Here is a 17,483-nt window from a genome sequence, read left to right as displayed (position 1 = left end):
CGTGGTCCGGGCCTAGTACCCGGCTTCGCGCAGCGCTTCCTTGGCGCGCAGCGCCTTCTCGCGCTGGAGCACGACCTTGCGGGCCTGTTCGGCCAGGCCGAGCCAGGTCTTGTGCGCGCGCATCTCGCGGTCGCGGACATTGTCGAGCTGCGCTGCGGCAGCGGCGGCGTGCGCTTCGTGCGCGCGGGCGATGTAGAATTCGTAGCTGTGGTTCATCATCGCGGGGCCTTCTGGCAGGGTGGTCGCGCCCGCCCCGCCACCTGGGCGAAGCGGGCGCGGGCCGGATCAGTCGGCGGCCGACAGGTTGACGGCGCTTTCCTTGCCGTTGCGGCCCTGTTCGACGTCGAAGTTGAGGCGCTGGTCCTTGTCGAGCGAAGTCATGCCCGCTGCCTGCACGGCAGTGATGTGGACGAAGCTGTCGGCCGAGCCATCGTCGGGTGCGATGAAGCCGTAGCCCTTGTCGATGTTGAAGAATTTGACGGTGCCGGTCTTGGCCATGGTGTGTTCCTTTCAAGAACGCGTGTGGTTGCCGCGCGGCGACTTGCCGCGCGGTCGTGCGTCAGATCGTCCAGTGAAAGGAAGTCGTCGTCCGGTTAACGCCGGGGCCTGTCGGAACAGGCAAGCGGCGGAGCGCAAATTTCGAAGTCCGTCGCAATATTCGACGTCAGCACAGGCCATGTAGCACGGGTGGGCCATATCACCTAACGATTGCTGGGCCGCGCCAAGGAACCGCCCTCCTTCCTGCAGGTTCCACCCTGCATGACCCGGTCCCTTCCCCGCGCCGCCTTCGCGCTCGTCCTCGCCCCCGCCACCCTCGCGCTGGGGGCCTGTGTCGGCACCCCGGGGCCGGTCGGCAATGCCAGCGTGCCGGAGCCGGCCAAGGCCGTTGCCCTCCCCGCCTATCTCGGCAGCTGGTACGAATACGGCCGCTATGAAGCGCCGTTCCAGAAGGGCTGCGAAGGCGTCACCGCCGAATATTCGCTGCGCGAGGACAACAGGATCAGGGTCGTCAACTCCTGCTACCAGGACAGTCTCGACGGCGAGTTCCGACAGTCCACCGGCAAGGCCAAGGTGGTCGAGGGATCGGACGGGGCCAAGCTCAAGGTCAGTTTCTTCGGTCCCTTCTATGGCGATTACTGGGTGCTCGACCGGGGCGAGCCGGATGCGAGCGGGCAATACCCCTGGTCGATCGTCGGCGAGCCGAGCGGGCGCTACCTGTGGATGCTGACCCGCGAGGCCCGCCCCGACGCCGCGACCCGCGCCTTGCTGGAGCAGCGGGTCAAGGCCATGGGCTATGACTGGAGCCTGGTGCGCCTGACGCAGCAGCCGGGGTAAGGACCCCGCCCTGCCCACAAGCCGCGGCAAAGGTGACGAAAGTGACGAAGGTGACATCGCGTCACTTTCGCTTTTGGCGCTCAACCTCCTGTAATGCCGCAATTAATTGCGCGTCTGACCAGCTCTCCGGACACGCGCCGGGCATGGCTTCTTCGGGCTGATCTCCAGCCCGATCGCCCTCCTCATCCTCATCCTCATCGTCATCCTCATCCCATGGCCTGAAGGTCGCACAGGCGGCACTGCGAAAAGCCCGCAGTTGCTCAATCTCGCCGGGTTCGCCGGGTCCGGGCGCGCCGGTTTCGACCTCCTCGCCCGCCGCGATCCGCCCGAGCAGCGCCTTGAAATCGCGCGCATGCCGTTCCGCGCCGGGGCCGAGCCGCCCGAAGGCGGGATTGCCGCCCACGGTCATGCGGTCGAGCAGCGCCACGGTCAGCCGCTCGTCATAGTTGCGATAGCTGCCGATCTGCTCGCCCTGGAAGAACACCGGCCGTTCGACCCCGTTGAGCGCGCGCTCCAGCGCGGCATGGGCCAGCACATCGTAGGAATGGTGGAAGGCCACCTCCCACGCCAGGTCGAACGCCTTGCCCTTGAGCCGCGAGCGCAGCCGATAGGCCGACTGGCGCGACATCCCGACCGACTTCGCGGCATCGGCAATCGAATGGGTGGCGGAAAGCTGGCGCAGGAAGCCGACCTGCTTCTCGAGGCTCCAGCCATCGTGGCGGGCGGCGGAACCCGGCAGGCCGGCCGGGGCAAAGGCGGTGGGGGACGGGTGCTTGCTCATCGGTCAGGATAAGGCACGGATGGGGGTGTGTAGGAAAGTGTTTTTGGGGAAGCGGAGCGCGCTCACCTTCCCCGAAACCGTCACCCCAGCCTCCGAGCCGGGGTCCCGCTACCTACAGGCGCGTCACCAGAGAAGCGGGACCCTGGGTCGAGCCCGGGGTGACGTGCGTGGGCGGGCTGCGCTAAGACCGAACGCATGCAATATCCCGTCACCATCCTCATCGATGCCGATGCCTGCCCGGTGAAGGAGGAGATCTACCGCGTGGCCGAGCGGCACGGTGCGCATGTGCGCGTGGTCAGCAACCAGATGTTCCGCGTGCCGGTGAGCGCGCGGGTGAAGCGGGTGACGGTCTCCGACGCCTTCGATGCGGCGGACGACTGGATCGCGGCGCACGCCGGTCCGCGGACGCTGGTGGTGACCGGCGACATCCTACTCGCCGACCGCGCGCTGAAGGCCGGCGCGACCGTGCTGGCGCACACCGGCAAGCCCTTCGACGCCGGCTCCATCGGAGGCGCCGTGGCCACCCGTGCCATCATGGCCGACCTGCGCGCCGGGATGGACGGGCCTTTGGGTGGGAGCGCCGGCGGGCCACCGCCGTTCCGCAAGGAGGACCGCTCGCGGTTTTTGCAGGCGCTGGACAGGGAGCTGGTGCGGTTGGGGAAGGGTTAGGCTCTTTTGTTCCTCGAATACTGTGAAGGGGTAACGTCGGGGAGACGACTCCTCAAACTAGTCGCTGACGAAGGCTTGTCAGGCGGCGATTTTTGGTCAAATAAGCGCCGATGACTGTAGCAGTACTTGACATGAAAAACATGGACCGGCGCCATCCCGGCTTAACACCGGCTATAGCTCAACATTTCTTCGAAGCGGCGTCTGTTTGTTTGCAGCGGCATCATGAGGCTCCAGCAGTTTTCCAATTAGAGAATGGATCGGCCGAGTCGCAGGCTTCGGTTAGCTGGTTGCCTGCGTCACCTTCGCTGTCGGCCGCCTACGCGAATACCATAGATACCACAGAGGCTGGAGCGTATGGTATATGCCTTGCAGCCGTGGAACTCCTTCAAGGCTTAGTTGCTGTCCACCGTGCCGAAACCTTAACGGGAGCTGATTATTACATCGCACCCAGAGGCACAGCAGTTTCGGACCTTGAGAATGCTTATCGGTTCGAAATTTCCGGCGTTGATCAGGGGCGACGATCGCAATGCGATCAGAGACTGCGGTCAAAGGTCGACCAAACGAAGCGCGGGACGAGTTTCATGAGAGCAATCGCAGGCGTTGCTGGGTTTGAACAAAAGGTCATACTGCTTTCAGAAACGATCGGATCATGACCTGGGCAGAGACACATCAGAAGAGCGCCGATCTCGCATTCCTTGCGGGTCAGATGAGATCAGTCAACCGGGCCGATGCAGAGGGACTCTATCGACAAGCGGCCGCATACGAACTCGAAGCCTTAGATGAGATCCCGCTTGAAAAGCACCAAACTCGTGCGGTGTTTGGACTCTCAGCTGCCTCTTTGCTTTTCAAGGGCGGCGAATTCGAGCGGGCTGCTAACCTAAGCCTGCAACTTCTCAATAGCCCCCTGCCGTCAGACATTGAGGATCAGCTTCGAGCGGTCATACAAGCCGTCTGGACCGAAGAGGCTAAGCGCAAATCGGACAAAAAGTTTCTACCGGGACAGGTGATCGTTTCATTAAGCGGTGGCGAAATTTTAGTCGGCGGTGCACCGCTGGATGTCATTGTCAGCAAAGTCCAGAATATTCAGAGTATGTTTATCAGGACTATAGAATATCTCAGTGAGTTGCCGTTCAGGTCGCGTGGACCTGCACCTGCAGAGGTTCGTGACTATTGCCGCCCTTGGCTTTTCCAGGCCGCTCCCGGCAGCTATCAATTCGCGGTATCAGTAGAGGCACCTCGCCAGAGCGACATGTTCAAGGGTCACGTCGAACCCGCACACGTTACTGATAAATTTCTGGATATCGTACAGGCCGCGACCAATCCTAGTGAAAGCGCTTTGGAGCGTGTCGTTGATCGCGAAGATTATCGGGAGGCCTTCGTGAAATTGACGCGGACGCTTTCACCAACCGGCCGAGCCTATGAAAAGGTCCGCATCTACTCCTATGATAATCCGAAAGAGGTAACTTTAACTGGCGACTCCAGATCATATACGAATGAGCATGTTCAAGCTATGCTTCAAACTACAGCGCCGAACAGCGAGGTCGTCCACGTCATTGGGACATTGCGGGCGCTGGACTTAGACAAGGACTGGCTCGAAATCGATGTGAAGGGACGTCATCAGCGGGTGACTGGCCTCGAAGATGCTATTGACGATATCATTGGCCCCCTCGTGAATCGCGCAGTCCGAGTGACATGTCAGCAAGCTGGCCGTCGCCTAAAGTTTCTCGACATCGAAGAGGCTTAGTTCGGTCAAGCAATCAATCCCGCTCCCGGTCCCCCTGCCCGATATACAACTCCCGTCCGCCTTCGTTGTAGCGGCGGCTCATTTCCTCCATCCCCTTCAGCGCCGCCTCGCGGCTCGCGGCGGCGGCTTCGGCGCCGCTCTGCGCACTGGCGACGAAGCCGTCTGCGCCCTGGTTCTGTTTGCTGGCAAAGTCCCGCACGTCCTGGCTGATCTTCATCGAGCAGAACTTGGGCCCGCACATGCTGCAGAAATGCGCGGTCTTGGCGCCTTCTGCCGGCAGGGTCTGGTCGTGGTATTGCTCGGCCGTGTCGGGGTCGAGGCTGAGGTTGAACTGGTCGCGCCAGCGGAATTCGAAGCGGGCCTTGGACAGCGCATCGTCGCGGACCTTGGCGGCCGGGTGCCCCTTGGCGAGGTCGGCGGCGTGGGCGGCGAGCTTGTAGGTGACCACGCCCACCTTCACGTCGTCGCGGTCGGGCAGGCCGAGGTGCTCCTTGGGCGTGACGTAGCAGAGCATCGCCGTGCCGTACCAGCCGATCTGCGCCGCGCCGATGCCGCTGGTGATGTGGTCGTAGCCCGGCGCGATATCGGTGACGAGCGGGCCGAGGGTGTAGAACGGCGCCTCGCCGCAGACCTCGAGCTGCTTGTCCATGTTCTCCTTGATCTTGTGCATGGGCACGTGGCCCGGCCCTTCGATCATCACCTGCACGTCCTGCTGCCAGGCGCGGTGGGTCAGTTCGCCCAGGGTGTAGAGCTCGGCGAACTGCGCCTCGTCGTTTGCGTCGGCGATACTGCCGGGGCGCAGGCCGTCGCCCAGCGAATAGGCGATGTCGTAGGCCTTCATGATCTCGGTGATCTCGTCGAAGCGTTCGTAGAGGAACGATTCCTTGTGATGCGCGAGGCACCATTTCGCCATGATCGAGCCGCCGCGACTGACGATGCCGGTCACACGGTTGGCCGCCATCGGCACGAAGGGCAGGCGCACGCCGGCGTGGATGGTGAAATAGTCGACCCCCTGCTCGGCCTGCTCGATCAGCGTGTCGCGGAAGATTTCCCAGGTCAACTCCTCGGCAATGCCGCCGACCTTTTCCAGCGCCTGGTAGATCGGCACGGTGCCGATGGGCACGGGGCTGTTGCGGATGATCCATTCGCGGGTGTCGTGGATGTTGCGCCCGGTGCTGAGGTCCATCACCGTGTCGGCGCCCCAGCGGATCGACCAGACCATCTTGTCGACTTCGCTCGCCACGTCCGATGCCACCGCGCTGTTGCCGATATTGGCGTTGATCTTGACGAGGAAGTTGCGCCCGATCGCCATCGGCTCTGACTCGGGGTGGTTGATGTTGTTGGGGATGATGGCCCGGCCCCGCGCCACTTCATCGCGGACGAATTCAGGGGTGATGACATCGGGTATGCTGGCGCCCCAGCTCTGCGTGCCTTCGCGGTTGGCGGCGATCAGCTCGCGCGCCATTTCGCGGCCCAGGTTCTCGCGCTCGGCCACATATTCCATCTCGGGCGTGATGATGCCCTTGCGGGCGTAGTGCATCTGGCTGACATTTGCGCCCGATTTGGCGCGGAGTACCGTCTTCGCGACATTGGGGAACGGCGGGACGCCGCCGCTGCGGTCGGGGCCGAGCTGGCCGTTATCCTCCGGCTTGACCTCGCGCGCGGCATATTCCTCGACATCGCCGCGGGCCATGATCCAGTCCCGCCGCAGCGGCGGCAGGCCGGCCTGGATGTCGATCGTGGCATTGGGGTCAGTGTAGGGGCCGGAGGTGTCGTAGACCCGAACCGGCTCCTCCCCGCCCTCGAGATAAATCTCGCGCATGGCGACGCGCACACCGCTGCCGGTGCGGGCGCCGACGTGGATCTTCTTCGAGCCGCGGATGGGGCCAGTCGTCACGCCGATTTCGAGCTTCGAATTGATGTCAGCCATGGGTCAGGTCTTTCGTTACAGGGTCTGGAGCCGCGACAGGGCGGCGAAGATAAGGCCGGCGCCGAGCAGCGCGTCGATCCCGGCGATGAGGGCGGAATTGGTACCGAGCACCTTGCGGCCCAGCCCCATGATGCGGTCCGGCGCGGCGAGGATCAGCAGACCCTTGGCGACGCCCAGCCCGCCGATCACGGTGACGACCATCGCCAGCCAGTTGGCGGAGTTCCACGGAACCGCAAGATACACGAGCGCGCCGAACATCAGCGTCACGAAGCCGGTCACGAAACGCAGGGCGACGGACGCCTCCAGCTCCTCGACCAGCTTCGTCCAGCCGCCCGGCGCACGCAGTTCGCCGACACTCGCCGCAAGGATGGCGAGGCCCGTGAACAGGGCGATCCAGGCTGGCAGGGCATCGGCTTGCGCCACGGCTCAACTCCTCACGATCCGGCACAAGCGGACGGGGGGAGGATGCGGCGAACACCACCCTTCCCTCCGCCCGCGCTAACGGGATCAGGTTCGACGGGTCGGGCGCTGCTTACACGCCCCTCTCAGCCATGAGCAGGCTCCCCGGGGATGCCTGCCTTCTAGCGGGTCGCGGCGACAGAATCCAGCGCCGCGCCTAGCGAAATGCGAGCCCCTCGAACGCGCCCGAGGTGCGCCACGCGGCAATGTGGTGGAAGAACGCCATCGCCCCGCCCGGATGGCCAACGCTGTAGCGATCCCGGTCGCGCAGCCCGGCGCCTTCGTTGTTGTAATAGCCGGGCGTGCATTCGGTATTGCCCAGCGCATTGCCGCGCCCGGTCAGCAGGAAATCGAGCCATGCCTGCTCGGCCTCTGCCGTGGGTTCGACTTCCCGCAGCCCCTCGCGTTCCATGTGAGCGACGATGGCAGCGATGGTATCGGCGTGGTCGACGAGGTTGTGCGGGTAGTTGGCGATGAACGCCGCGCCCTGCGTCGCCTGCACCAGGAAGGCGTTGGGAAAACCGTGCATCTGCAGCCCGTGCAGCGTGCGCATCTCGCTGCCCCAATGCTCCGACAGCTTGACGCCGCCTCGCCCGACCGGATCGAAACCGGTGCGGCTTTCGAAATCGGTCCAGACTTCGAAGCCCGAGGCATAGACGATGCAGTCGACTTCGTATTCGGTGCCGTTCGCCACCACACCCTTCTCCGTGATGCGCTCGACCCCCAGCCCGTCGGTATGGATCAGCTTGACGCCCGGACGGTTGAAGGCTTGCAGGTATTCGTCGTGGAAGCACGGCCGCTTGCACAGCTGGCGATACCACGCCTTGAGGTTCTCGGCGGTGTCAGGGTCGTCCACCAGCGCTTCGGCACGGCGGCGGATTTCTTCCATCTTCTCGAAGTCCGCATCCTCGAACAGTTCGAGCACCTTTTCCGGCGTCCATTCGGCGGGCGGCACCTTCATCATGTTGGCCCGGATGCGCTTGGCGAGGTCGGTCCAGCCGTCGCTCACCAGGTCTTCCGCCGGCATCCCCATGCCGAAATGGGCGGTGAAGTTTTCCTGCCATGCCTTCTGCCAGCCTTCGCCGGAGACCTGCGCAAACCAGTCGGGGTCGATCGGCGCGTTGGCGCGGACATCGACGGAAGACGGGGTGCGCTGGAAGACGAACAGTTCTTTCGCGTATTTCGCGGTCTCGGGCACGCACTGCACCGCCGTGGCGCCGGTTCCGATGATGGCGACGCGCTTGTCGGCCAGCCCGGTCATCGGCGTGCCTTCGGGGTCGCCGCCGGTATAGGCGTAGTCCCACCGGCTGGTGTGGAAGCTCTTGCCCCTGAAGCTCTCGATCCCCGGCAGGCCCGGCAGCTTGGCGACATGGAGCGGCCCCGTGCCCATGCCGACATACTTCGCCGTGAAGCGGTCGCCGCGGTTGGTCGCTATCACCCAGACGCCGCGCGCCTCGTCCCACTCCATCGCCGTCACCTGGGTATGGAACAGCGCATTTTCATACAGCCCGAACTGCCGCCCGATGCGGGCACAATGCTCGCGGATTTCCGGGGCATGGGCGTATTTCTCGCTTGGCATGTGGCCGGTTTCCTCGAGCAGCGGCATATAGACCATGCTCGCCGTGTCGCACTGCGCCCCGGGATAGCGGTTCCAGTACCAGGTGCCGCCGAAATCGCCGCCCTTGTCGATGATGCGCACGCTGTCGATGCCGGCCTGCTTCAACCGCGCCCCGGCGCAAAGCCCGGCGAAACCGCCCCCGACGAAGGCAAAGGTGACGTGATCGGTGACGGGGTCCCGCGCCACCACCGGCGTGTAGGGATCGACCGCGAGGTCGGCGAATTCGCTTTCCAGCCGGACATACTGCGCCGAGGCATCGGCGCGCAGCCGCTTGTCGCGCTCCTCGGCGTATTTCGCCTTGAGCGCATCCTTGTCGATGACCGGTGCAGTGGTCGCCATGCCTTCTGTCTCCCCTCATGAACAAGTTGCCAGATTCGTCTCGCTATGCAACCTTTCGCGGCGGGAAGAGGAGGCAATCATGGCCACAGCCGTGCAGGAGAAGCGGGCGATCGCGCCCGTCGATGTCAGCCGCGAGGCGCTCTATGTCGAAAACCGCTGGCACGAGCCCTTCGCGCAGCTGAGGCGCGAGATGCCCGTCAGCTACTGCCCGGAGAGCCTCTATGGCCCCTACTGGTCGGTGGTGACGCACGACCTGGTCGGTGCAGTCGAGCTGGATCACGAAACCTATTCGTCGAGCTGGATGAACGGCAACATCACCATCACCACGCCGCCGCCCGAGAGCAACCTGCCCAATTTCATTGCCGCCGATCCGCCGGTCCACACCGCGCAGCGCAAGGTGATCCAGCCGGCCTTTGCGCCCAGCCAGATGAAGACGCGGGAGGTGCAGGTGCGCGAACGGTGCGCCACCCTGCTCGACAGGCTGCCGATCGGCGAAACCTTCGACTGGGTGAGCGAGGTCTCGATCCCGCAGACCATGGGCATGCTGTGCATCCTGTTCGACATGGATCCCGATGCCGAGACGCCCGATCTCAAGCGCTGGTCGGACTATGCCAGCGGCGTAGGCGAAAACGCCCAGAGCGACGAGTACCGCGCCGAATGGGTCAAGCAGATGCACGAAATGCTGGCTCGCTTCGACCAGTTGCTCGACGAACGCCGCGCCGCCCCGCCGGCCGACGACCTGCTGAGCCGCATGGTCCATTCCGAAGCGATGGGCAGCCTCACGCCGATGGAGCGGCTCGCCAATATCGCGCTGCTGATCGTCGGCGGGAACGACACCACGCGCAATTCCATCAGCGGGCTGGTCGAGGCGCTGGACCTGTTCCCCGACCAGCTCGACGTGCTGCATGGCGACGCCAAGCTGATTCCCAATGCGGCGCAGGAAATCATCCGCTGGCAATCGCCCGTGACGCACATGCGCCGCACCACCACGCGAAACACCGAACTGGGCGGGCAGCACATTCCGGCGGGCGAGAAAGTGGTGATGTGGTATATCTCGGCCAATCGCGACGAGGCCGTCTTCGCCGATCCCGACCGCTTCGACGTCGCGCGCGACAATGCCCGCCGGCACCTCGCCTTCGGCCACGGCATCCACCGCTGCGTCGGGGCGCGGCTGGCCGAGGCGCAGATCGGCACGGTGATCGAGGAGATCGTCGAGCGCGGCTGGCGCATCGTCCCGCAAGGCACGCCGACCCGGCTGGCGAGCCCGTTCCTCCACGGCTTCACCCAGATGCCGGTGACAATCGAGAAACGCTGAATCCCGGAGAAGATCGCACAATGGCCTTTCGCATGACAGAGATGGTGGGATGCGAATTCCCGCTGTTTGCCTTTTCGCACTGCCGCGATGTGGTAGCCGCCGTCAGCCGCGCGGGCGGGTTCGGCGTGGTGGGGGCAGTGAGCTCGACGCCCGAGCAGCTCGAACAGGAACTGCGCTGGATCGACGACCATGTCGACGGCAAGCCCTACGGCGTCGATGTGCTGATCCCCGAGGTGCAGGCGGTGAAGATGGACATCACCGCCGACGAGATCATCGCCCAGATACCGGCCCACTACCGCGACTTCACCCGCGCCATCCTGCGCGAGGCGGGCATCGCGGAAGAGAACGCCGAGCCGATGGGCGGCAGGCAGCGGCCCAATACCTCGCTGGGGCAGGAACTGCTCGAAGTCGCTTTCAACCACCCCGTGCGGCTGATCGCCAATGCGCTGGGCACCGCTCCGCCCGAAATGATCGAGGCGGGCAAGAAGCGCGGCATTCCCGTTGCCGCGCTGGTCGGGGCCAAGGAGCATGCGATGAAGCAGATCGCCGCCGGGGTCGATATCATCGTCGCCCAGGGCGGCGAAGGCGGCGGGCATTGCGGCGATGTGGCCACCGTGGTGCTGATCCCCGAGGTGCTTGACGCCATCGAGGAAGCCGGGGCCGATATCCCGGTGCTGGCGGCGGGTGGGATCATGACCGGCAAGCAGATGGCCGGGATGATGGCGATGGGGGCCGAAGGCGTTTGGTGCGGCAGCGTCTGGCTCGCCACCAGCGAGGCCGAGACGACCGAGGTGTTCCGCGAGAAGATGATCGCCGCCTCCAGCCGCGACACCATCCGTTCGAAGCACCGAACCGGCAAGTACAGCCGCCAGCTGCGCAGCGAATGGCACAGCAAATGGGAAGAGGCCGAGATCCCCGCCCTGCCCATGCCGCTGATGATGCTGCTGTCCGAGCCGACCCTGCGGGCGATCGACAAGGCCAGCGTCAACGGCAACCGCGCGGCGCAGGAACTGGCGACCTATTTCGTCGGCCAGGGCGTCGGCATGGTCAAGGAACAGCGCGGTGCCGGCCAGGTGGTGCAGGACTTCAAGGAAGACTTCGCCGCCGCCTATGAACGGATGATGGGGCTGCTGGCATGAGAGAAGCAGCGCTGCCGAAAGTCTGCATCATCGGCGCGGGGTGCAGCGGCTTTACCACGGCGAAGCGGCTCAAGGACTACGGCATCCCGTTCGACATCTTCGAAGCGTCCGACAACATCGGGGGCAACTGGTACTACAACAACCCCAACGGCATGTCGTCCTGCTACCAGAGCCTGCATATCGACACGTCGAAGTGGCGGCTGGCGTTCGAGGACTATCCCGTCCCGGCGGCATGGCCTGACTACCCCAGCCACGAGCAGTTGCTGCAATACTTCCACGACTATGTCGATCACTTCGACCTGCGCCGGCACATCACCTTCAATACCCGCGTCGAGAAGGCCGAGCGGCGCAGCGAAGGCGGGTGGGTTATCACCCTGTCGACCGGCGAGACGCGCCACTATGACGCGCTGGCAGTCGCCAACGGGCACCACTGGGCGGCGCGCATTCCGGAGTATCCCGGCGCCTTCACCGGGCCGCAGATCCACAGCCACAACTACCGCACCCCGACGTCCCCGGTAGACTGCATGGGCAAACGGGTGCTCGTGGTCGGCATGGGCAACAGCGCGATGGATATCGCCAGCGAGCTGTCGCAGCGCACCGTCGCATCGAAGCTGTTCGTCTCGACCAGAAGGGGCGTGTGGATCTTCCCGAAGTACTTCAAAGGCCAGCCGCTCGACAAGAACCCCGCCCCGGCCTGGATGCCCAAGTCGGTGCGCCAGTGGCTCGGCGCGCGCATGGTCAGGAACCTCGTCGGCAAGATGAGCGACTATGGCCTGCCCGAACCGGAGATCGGCCCGTTCGAAAGCCACGGCACCGTCAGCGGCGAGTTCCTCGTCCGCGCGGGTTCGGGCGATTTGACGATGAAGCCCGCCATCGAGCGGCTCGACGGAGACGGCGTAATCTTTACCGACGGTACCCGCGAAGAGGTCGATGCGATCATCTGGGCGACCGGCTACGACATCCGCTTCCCCTTCTTCAGCGATCCGGCCTTCACCGCCGACGAGGACAATCGCCCGCCGCCGCTGTTCAAGCGCATCCTCAAGCCCGAAGTGCCCGACCTGTTCTACATGGGCCTCGCCCAGCCGTTGCCGACGCTGGTCAACTTCGCCGAGCAGCAGAGCAAGCTCGTCGCGGCCTATCTGGCGGGCGAATACGCCCCGCCCCTACCTGCCGAGATGCACCGCGTGATCGTCAAGGACGAGGAGTACCACACCGGCCAGTACTACAAGGCGCGGCGCCACACGATCCAGCTCGATTTCGACAGCTACGTCCGCGACCTGCACAAGGAGATCAAGGCCGGGGCCAAGCGGACGGCGGCGCGGGGCACCAAGCTGCCCGTTGCCGCGCGCGAAGCGCAAGCCGCCTGAACGCTACTTCCGGTCGAGCGAAATCACCGCCATCGTCAGGCGCGAGATGCAAACCAGCTTGCCCGACTCGTCGACGATGCGGATCGACCAGATCTGGGTCGTTCGGCCTAAGTTTACGGGCGTCGCGGTGCCATAGACCCAACCGTCGTAGGCCGGGCGGATGTGGTTGGCGTTGATCTCCATACTGACGGTCGCGAACTGCGTGCGGTCGACGACCATCGATGCGGCGACCGAGCCTACCGTCTCCGCCAGCGCCACCGAGGCCCCGCCGTGGAGCCGGCCGTAGGGCTGCCGGGTCCGTTCATCGACCGGCATGCGCGCGGTAATGCTGTCCGCCCCGACCTCGACGAACTCGATCCCGATGTGTCCCTGCAGGTGCCCTGCGGCATGATCGTTGAGCTGCGCCAGATGCGGCAATGCGCCGCCCCACCAGATGATCTCGTCAGTCATGCGCCCGTCCTGCCGCCCGCGTCGATGGATGTCCAGTACGGACACCGACCCCACCCGGACTCGCGGGTCGCGCCCAAGTTTACAATCGACGTGCACCGTTTATACTCCGGCTTATGGCGGACCCGCTCATTTTTTCATTTGCCATGGCCTTGGCCATTTCTGCACCGGCTGATGAAACTGATAATCATGCGGCCGAACCGGGCGAAGAAATCGTCGTCGAGGGAAGCACCTCGGAAATTCGCAACGAATTACGAACCCTGCTGTCCGAATCCTCGGACCAGCTTGCCCGCGTCGAAGGTCATTTCTGCCCGATCATCATGGGTCTCGGGCACGATCTGACCCCGAAATTTCGCGAGCTTCTGAATGCCAACGCGCGCGATGTCGGCATCGAAGTTCCCGACCGGCCTTGCAGTCCATCGGCCGCCGTGATCTTCGTCGACGAGCCGCAAACGCTGGCCAAAGCCTTGCGCAGCAAGAACCAGCGCTGGTTCACGGGCCTCAGCCGGCGCGCGCGAGACCGGCTGCTCGAACCCGTGCGCGAGTCTTATGCCTGGCAAATCAATCGCCGCTGGGGTCGCAACGCGAAGAACCTCGCGCAGGCCTTCGAAGTCGGATCGCAGGGGTGGGGCGCCGCCACCACCGTCAGCCCGCGGGCAAGCAGGTTGCAAGCCCCTCTCCTTCAGGACATCGGCTTCACGTTCCTCCTGATCGACATCGACGAAATTCACGGCGTATCGCTGGGCCAACTGGCCGACTTCGCAACGCTTCACATGATGCTGCCGCTCGATACGGATGCCGCCGAGATGGCCCGACCGGATTCGCTACTCCGCCTGCTCGAAGTCGATGATCCGACCACACTCCCCGAGCGTATGGGGCCATTCGACCGATATCTGTTCGAAAGCCTTTACAGCATCGACGACAACGCCCGGCCGGCGCTGTTCCAGCGTGGCAAACTGGCCAGCCTGATCAAGCAAAGAGGAAGCGAACCGTCAGCGGACGGGGACGACGGGGACGAATAGCCCCGCCGCCCGTCTCACCTCACTTGCGGCTCGCGATCCAGCGGTCGATCTTCTGCTCCAGCACCGCCAGCGGCAGGGCGCCGGTGCCGAGCACCTGGGCGTGGAAGTCCTTGATGTCGAACTTGCTGCCCAGCTCGCTTTCCGCCTTCTTGCGCAGGCGCTGGATGGTCAGCGCGCCGACCTTGTAGGCGACGGCCTGGCTGGGGATGGCGATGTAGCGCTCGACCTCGGCCACCACTTCGGTGCGGGTCATCGGCGAGTTTTCGAGCATGAAGTCGATCGCCTGTTCCCGCGTCCAGCCCTTGGCATGGATGCCGGTGTCGACCACCAGCCGCATGGCGCGCAGCTGCTCGTCGCCCAGCGTGCCGTAGCGATTCCACGGGTCCTTGTAGAAGCCCATCTCGTAGCCGAGCGTTTCCGCATAGAGCGCCCAGCCTTCGACATAGGCGGTGTTGCCGCCGAAGCGCATGAAGGCCGGCAGTGCCTCGTTTTCCTGGGCCAGGCTGATCTGGAAGTGGTGGCCCGGCGCGCCTTCGTGGAGGTACAGGGTGACCTCACCCGGCGTCAGCCGGCTCGGCAGGTCGTAGGCGTTGAAATAGAAGGTGCCGGGGCGCGAACCGTCGGGCGTGCCCTGCTGGTAGGATCCGCCGGCCTGGAACTGCTCGATCGAGACGTCGTAGGGTTCGATCTTGAGTCCGGTCTTGGGCAGCAGCGAGAAGTACTTGCCGATCTGCTTGTCGACCATCTTGCCGATGTCGTAATAGCGCTGGGTCAGCGCCTCGCGGCTCTTCGGCTGGAACTTGGGATCGGTGCGGACATAGTCGAAGAACTCGTTGAGCGTGCCCTTGAACCTGACCTCGGCCTTGATCTTCTCGAACTCGCCCTTGATTCGCTCGACCTCGCTCATGCCAAGCTGGTGGATCTCGTCGGCGGTGATCGGGATGGTAGTCGTGCTCTCGATCAACTGGGCGTAAAGGTCCGCCCCGCCCTTCATCTGGCTGAGACCGACCTGTTCACGCGCCGCCGGCAGGTATTCGTCGCGCAGGAAATCGCGCAGCCGGGTGTGGGCGGCGTTGATTTCCTCGGTCTTGGCGCGATAGGCGGCGGTCAGGCGGGCCTTGTCGTCAGCCGAGAAGCTTTCCGGGAACATCTTGGTCGGGCCCATGAACTGGGAGTCGTCGACCGGGATCGCCAGCAGCGTATCGAGCTGCTGGATGACGATGCCGATGGTCAGCTTGGTTTCCAGCACGCCCGACTTCATCCCTTCGCGCGACTTGGCGATCGCGCGGTCGGTGATGGCGATGTAATCGTCGTGCCGGGTCAGGTTGTCCTCGTAATTCGCCATCGTCTTGAACGGTGCGGCGCCCTTGCCGCTGGCGAAGTTGGGATAGAAGGTGTGGAAGCCGAAGAAGTGGTTGACCGGGCGCACCTCGGTCAGCGCGCGGATCTGGGCCGACTGGCCGCGCAGCGCATCTTCCTGCGTCCACTTGAACACGTCGTAGGCGAGCTGGTCGGTCGGATCGAGCTTGCTGCGGTCGATCTGCGCCAGCAGCGCGAGGTTGAGCTGCGTATCGCGCAGGCCGGCATAATAGCTGGCGTCGGTCAGGAAGTCGCCGAGCCGCCCGGCATTGCTGTCGTCGCCGCGGAAGAGACGGCCGAGCGGGTTGAGCTCGAGGCTGCGCGCGTCGGATTCGGCAAACAGGGCGAAGAGGCGATCACGTTCCGTCGCTTGGGCGGCAACGGCAGGCGTGTCGGCCGATGCGGTCGCCTCCTGCGCGAAGGCGGGTGCGGCCGGCAGGGCGAGCGCAGCAGTCGCAAGCAGCGCGGTACGGATGAGTTTCATAATGGCGAGGTCCCTCTTTCGTCTGATACTGTATTATGCACGTAATACACGTGCATGACAAAGACAAGCGGGCGGTAATGCGTCCTTCAGGCGATGGCATCGGCCTTCGCCCAAAGCGCACGACAACTCGACGAGGGACTTGCGGCCTATTCGACCACTCGTCCGCGCACCATGACCCAGTCGACATCCTCGAGCACGCGGACATTGTCGAGCGGATTGCCCTTCACGGCGATGATGTCCGCCGAATAGCCCGGGGCGAGCTTGCCGATCTCGTTTTCCATGCCCAGCACCTCGGCCGCAACGGTTGTGGCGCTGGCCAGCGCTTCGCGGTTGGACATGCCCTGCCCGACCATCAGCGCGAATTCCTGCGCATTGCGGCCATGGTCGAACACACCTGCGTCCGTGCCGAAGGCGATCTTGACGCCCCATTTGTGGGCCCGGCCCATGAACACCTTGGCGGTTTCGGCAACCGCACGGACCTTTTCCTCGACGACCGGGGTGTAAATGCCCTTGCCCAGCCGCTCGCTGATGCCCTGGAAGGCCATCAGCGTGGGGACCAGAACGGTGCCGTTGGCGATCATCGCATCGGCTGCCGCCTTGTCGATGTACGTGCCGTGATCCACCGTATCGATGCCTGCCCGGGCAGCCGCCTCGATCCCGCGCGCGCCATGAGCATGGGCCATGACCTTGAGGCCGAGCGAATGGGCGGTATCGGCAATCGCCTTCATTTCCTCGGCCGTGAAATGCGCTTCCAGCCCGCGCCCCTGCTGGCTCAGCACGCCGCCGGTGGCGGTGATCTTGATGATGTCCGAACCGTTCTGGCTGGCGAGGCGTACCTTGGCCGCGCATTCGACCGCGCCGGTGCAGGTGAAGCCGGTATCGAGCAGTTCGTTGACCTCGGGGCGGAACCCGTTGGTGTCGCCATGGCCGCCGACGATGGCCAGCGCCGGGCCTGCCGCCACGATCCGCGGCCCGGGCATGAGGCCTTCCGCGATACCGCGCCGCAGGACGAAGGCGGTCTGCTGCGCGCTGCCGGCCTCGCGCACGGTGGTGAAGCCCGCCAGCGCGGTCAGGCGGGCGTTCTTGGCCCCCACGACCACGCCCCATTCGTCGGGCTCGGTCGCTTCCTTCCAGAAATCGCCGCCCGGATCGCCGGTCAGATGGACATGCAGGTCGATGAGGCCCGGGAGGACGGTATAGTCGGGCAGGTGGACCATGGTGGCGCCGTCCGGAGTCGGCTGGAAGCCGTCGACGATGCTGACGATGCGGCCGTCTGTAACGGTAATGGTGGCGGGGCCGGAAGGGTTGCCCGACGCGTCGGCGATAACGGCGCCGGCATGGATGACCACCGTTTCGGCCAAGGCGGGCGTCGCGGCTGCGAGCGCGATCGCGGCTGTGGCGGCGAGGCGGAAAATGGGTCTGGTCATGGCTGGTCTCTCCCCTTTTGGTCCGGGTTTGCGCTCCGGCGTTGCATC

Annotated in this window: 17 protein-coding genes and 1 riboswitch; of the genes, 8 read left to right on the top strand and 9 right to left on the bottom strand. The window is 64.6% G+C overall.

The annotated features are described in order from the left end of the window. Window positions 1-12: 12 nt before the first annotated feature. Together WAB17_RS08590 and WAB17_RS08585 are read right to left on the bottom strand one after the other, a co-directional pair. Window positions 13-219 carry a hypothetical protein gene (locus WAB17_RS08590; protein WP_435416944.1) on the bottom strand — a complete coding sequence of 69 codons (207 nt, stop codon included), beginning with the start codon at window positions 217-219 and terminating at the stop codon, window positions 13-15. A 66-nt stretch (window positions 220-285) separates the two neighbouring features. Further along, window positions 286-498, bottom strand: a complete 213-nt coding sequence (locus WAB17_RS08585; RefSeq protein WP_435416943.1) for a cold-shock protein — start codon at window positions 496-498, stop codon at window positions 286-288. Between the two features lie 261 nt (window positions 499-759). Between WAB17_RS08585 and WAB17_RS08580 the strand changes: the two genes are divergently transcribed. Then, window positions 760-1,335 carry a lipocalin family protein gene (locus WAB17_RS08580; RefSeq protein ID WP_435416942.1) on the top strand — a complete coding sequence of 192 codons (576 nt, stop codon included), beginning with the start codon at window positions 760-762 and terminating at the stop codon, window positions 1,333-1,335. Between the two features lie 61 nt (window positions 1,336-1,396). Here the strand turns inward: WAB17_RS08580 and WAB17_RS08575 are convergent, their stop codons facing one another. Further along, on the bottom strand, window positions 1,397-2,116 hold the full coding sequence (locus WAB17_RS08575; RefSeq protein ID WP_435416941.1) for a hypothetical protein: 720 nt from the start codon (window positions 2,114-2,116) through the stop codon (window positions 1,397-1,399). A gap of 195 nt (window positions 2,117-2,311) precedes the next feature. Here WAB17_RS08575 and WAB17_RS08570 point away from each other — a divergent pair, with 195 nt between their 5' ends. From WAB17_RS08570 to WAB17_RS08560, 3 genes are all read left to right on the top strand, one after another. After that, window positions 2,312-2,785, top strand: coding sequence for a YaiI/YqxD family protein (locus WAB17_RS08570; protein WP_435416940.1), 474 nt, complete (start codon window positions 2,312-2,314; stop codon window positions 2,783-2,785). A gap of 110 nt (window positions 2,786-2,895) precedes the next feature. Next, window positions 2,896-3,438, top strand: coding sequence for a hypothetical protein (locus WAB17_RS08565; RefSeq protein ID WP_435416939.1), 543 nt, complete (start codon window positions 2,896-2,898; stop codon window positions 3,436-3,438). Continuing rightward, complete coding sequence (locus WAB17_RS08560) at window positions 3,435-4,529, top strand: hypothetical protein (RefSeq protein ID WP_435416938.1); 1,095 nt, start codon at window positions 3,435-3,437, stop codon at window positions 4,527-4,529. Before WAB17_RS08565 ends, WAB17_RS08560 begins: the two co-directional genes overlap by 4 nt. 13 nt (window positions 4,530-4,542) lie before the next feature. Here the strand turns inward: WAB17_RS08560 and thiC are convergent, their stop codons facing one another. From thiC to WAB17_RS08545, 3 genes are all read right to left on the bottom strand, one after another. Then, window positions 4,543-6,459: a phosphomethylpyrimidine synthase ThiC gene (gene thiC / locus WAB17_RS08555; protein ID WP_435416937.1), complete on the bottom strand. Its 1,917-nt coding sequence runs from the start codon at window positions 6,457-6,459 to the stop codon at window positions 4,543-4,545. A gap of 15 nt (window positions 6,460-6,474) precedes the next feature. Continuing rightward, on the bottom strand, window positions 6,475-6,882 hold the full coding sequence (locus WAB17_RS08550; protein WP_435416936.1) for a hypothetical protein: 408 nt from the start codon (window positions 6,880-6,882) through the stop codon (window positions 6,475-6,477). 44 nt (window positions 6,883-6,926) lie between these two features. Further along, a riboswitch (TPP riboswitch) is annotated at window positions 6,927-7,036 on the bottom strand. 39 nt (window positions 7,037-7,075) lie between these two features. Beyond that, entirely contained in the window at window positions 7,076-8,875 is a 1,800-nt protein-coding gene (locus tag WAB17_RS08545; RefSeq protein WP_435416935.1) for a flavin-containing monooxygenase, read from the bottom strand. 79 nt (window positions 8,876-8,954) lie between these two features. Between WAB17_RS08545 and WAB17_RS08540 the strand changes: the two genes are divergently transcribed. From WAB17_RS08540 to WAB17_RS08530, 3 genes are read left to right on the top strand one after another with little or no spacing between them, the layout of a single operon-like run. Next, window positions 8,955-10,190 carry a cytochrome P450 gene (locus tag WAB17_RS08540; RefSeq protein ID WP_435416934.1) on the top strand — a complete coding sequence of 412 codons (1,236 nt, stop codon included), beginning with the start codon at window positions 8,955-8,957 and terminating at the stop codon, window positions 10,188-10,190. A gap of 32 nt (window positions 10,191-10,222) precedes the next feature. Continuing rightward, the gene (locus WAB17_RS08535) at window positions 10,223-11,329 is read left to right on the top strand and encodes an NAD(P)H-dependent flavin oxidoreductase (protein WP_435416933.1); all 1,107 of its coding nucleotides are present in this window, start codon (window positions 10,223-10,225) and stop codon (window positions 11,327-11,329) included. Further along, window positions 11,326-12,696 carry a flavin-containing monooxygenase gene (locus WAB17_RS08530; RefSeq protein ID WP_435416932.1) on the top strand — a complete coding sequence of 457 codons (1,371 nt, stop codon included), beginning with the start codon at window positions 11,326-11,328 and terminating at the stop codon, window positions 12,694-12,696. The genes WAB17_RS08535 and WAB17_RS08530 overlap by 4 nt, the downstream gene beginning before the upstream one ends. 3 nt (window positions 12,697-12,699) lie before the next feature. Here the strand turns inward: WAB17_RS08530 and WAB17_RS08525 are convergent, their stop codons facing one another. Further along, complete coding sequence (locus WAB17_RS08525) at window positions 12,700-13,146, bottom strand: hotdog fold thioesterase (RefSeq protein WP_435416931.1); 447 nt, start codon at window positions 13,144-13,146, stop codon at window positions 12,700-12,702. A gap of 113 nt (window positions 13,147-13,259) precedes the next feature. Here WAB17_RS08525 and WAB17_RS08520 point away from each other — a divergent pair, with 113 nt between their 5' ends. Continuing rightward, the gene (locus WAB17_RS08520) at window positions 13,260-14,165 is read left to right on the top strand and encodes a hypothetical protein (protein WP_435416930.1); all 906 of its coding nucleotides are present in this window, start codon (window positions 13,260-13,262) and stop codon (window positions 14,163-14,165) included. 19 nt (window positions 14,166-14,184) lie between these two features. On the opposite strand, the gene WAB17_RS08515 is transcribed toward WAB17_RS08520, so the two are convergent. Both WAB17_RS08515 and WAB17_RS08510 read right to left on the bottom strand, forming a co-directional pair. After that, window positions 14,185-16,008: a DUF885 domain-containing protein gene (locus WAB17_RS08515; RefSeq protein ID WP_435416929.1), complete on the bottom strand. Its 1,824-nt coding sequence runs from the start codon at window positions 16,006-16,008 to the stop codon at window positions 14,185-14,187. Between the two features lie 146 nt (window positions 16,009-16,154). Beyond that, window positions 16,155-17,435, bottom strand: a complete 1,281-nt coding sequence (locus WAB17_RS08510; RefSeq protein ID WP_435416928.1) for an amidohydrolase family protein — start codon at window positions 17,433-17,435, stop codon at window positions 16,155-16,157. Window positions 17,436-17,483: the final 48 nt, after the last annotated feature.

The organism is Parerythrobacter aurantius, from assembly GCF_045291475.1.
Taxonomy (GTDB): Bacteria; Pseudomonadota; Alphaproteobacteria; order Sphingomonadales; family Sphingomonadaceae; genus Parerythrobacter; species Parerythrobacter aurantius.
The sequence above is the reverse complement of the archived record's forward strand: the minus strand, read 5'-3'. Positions and strand labels throughout refer to the sequence as shown.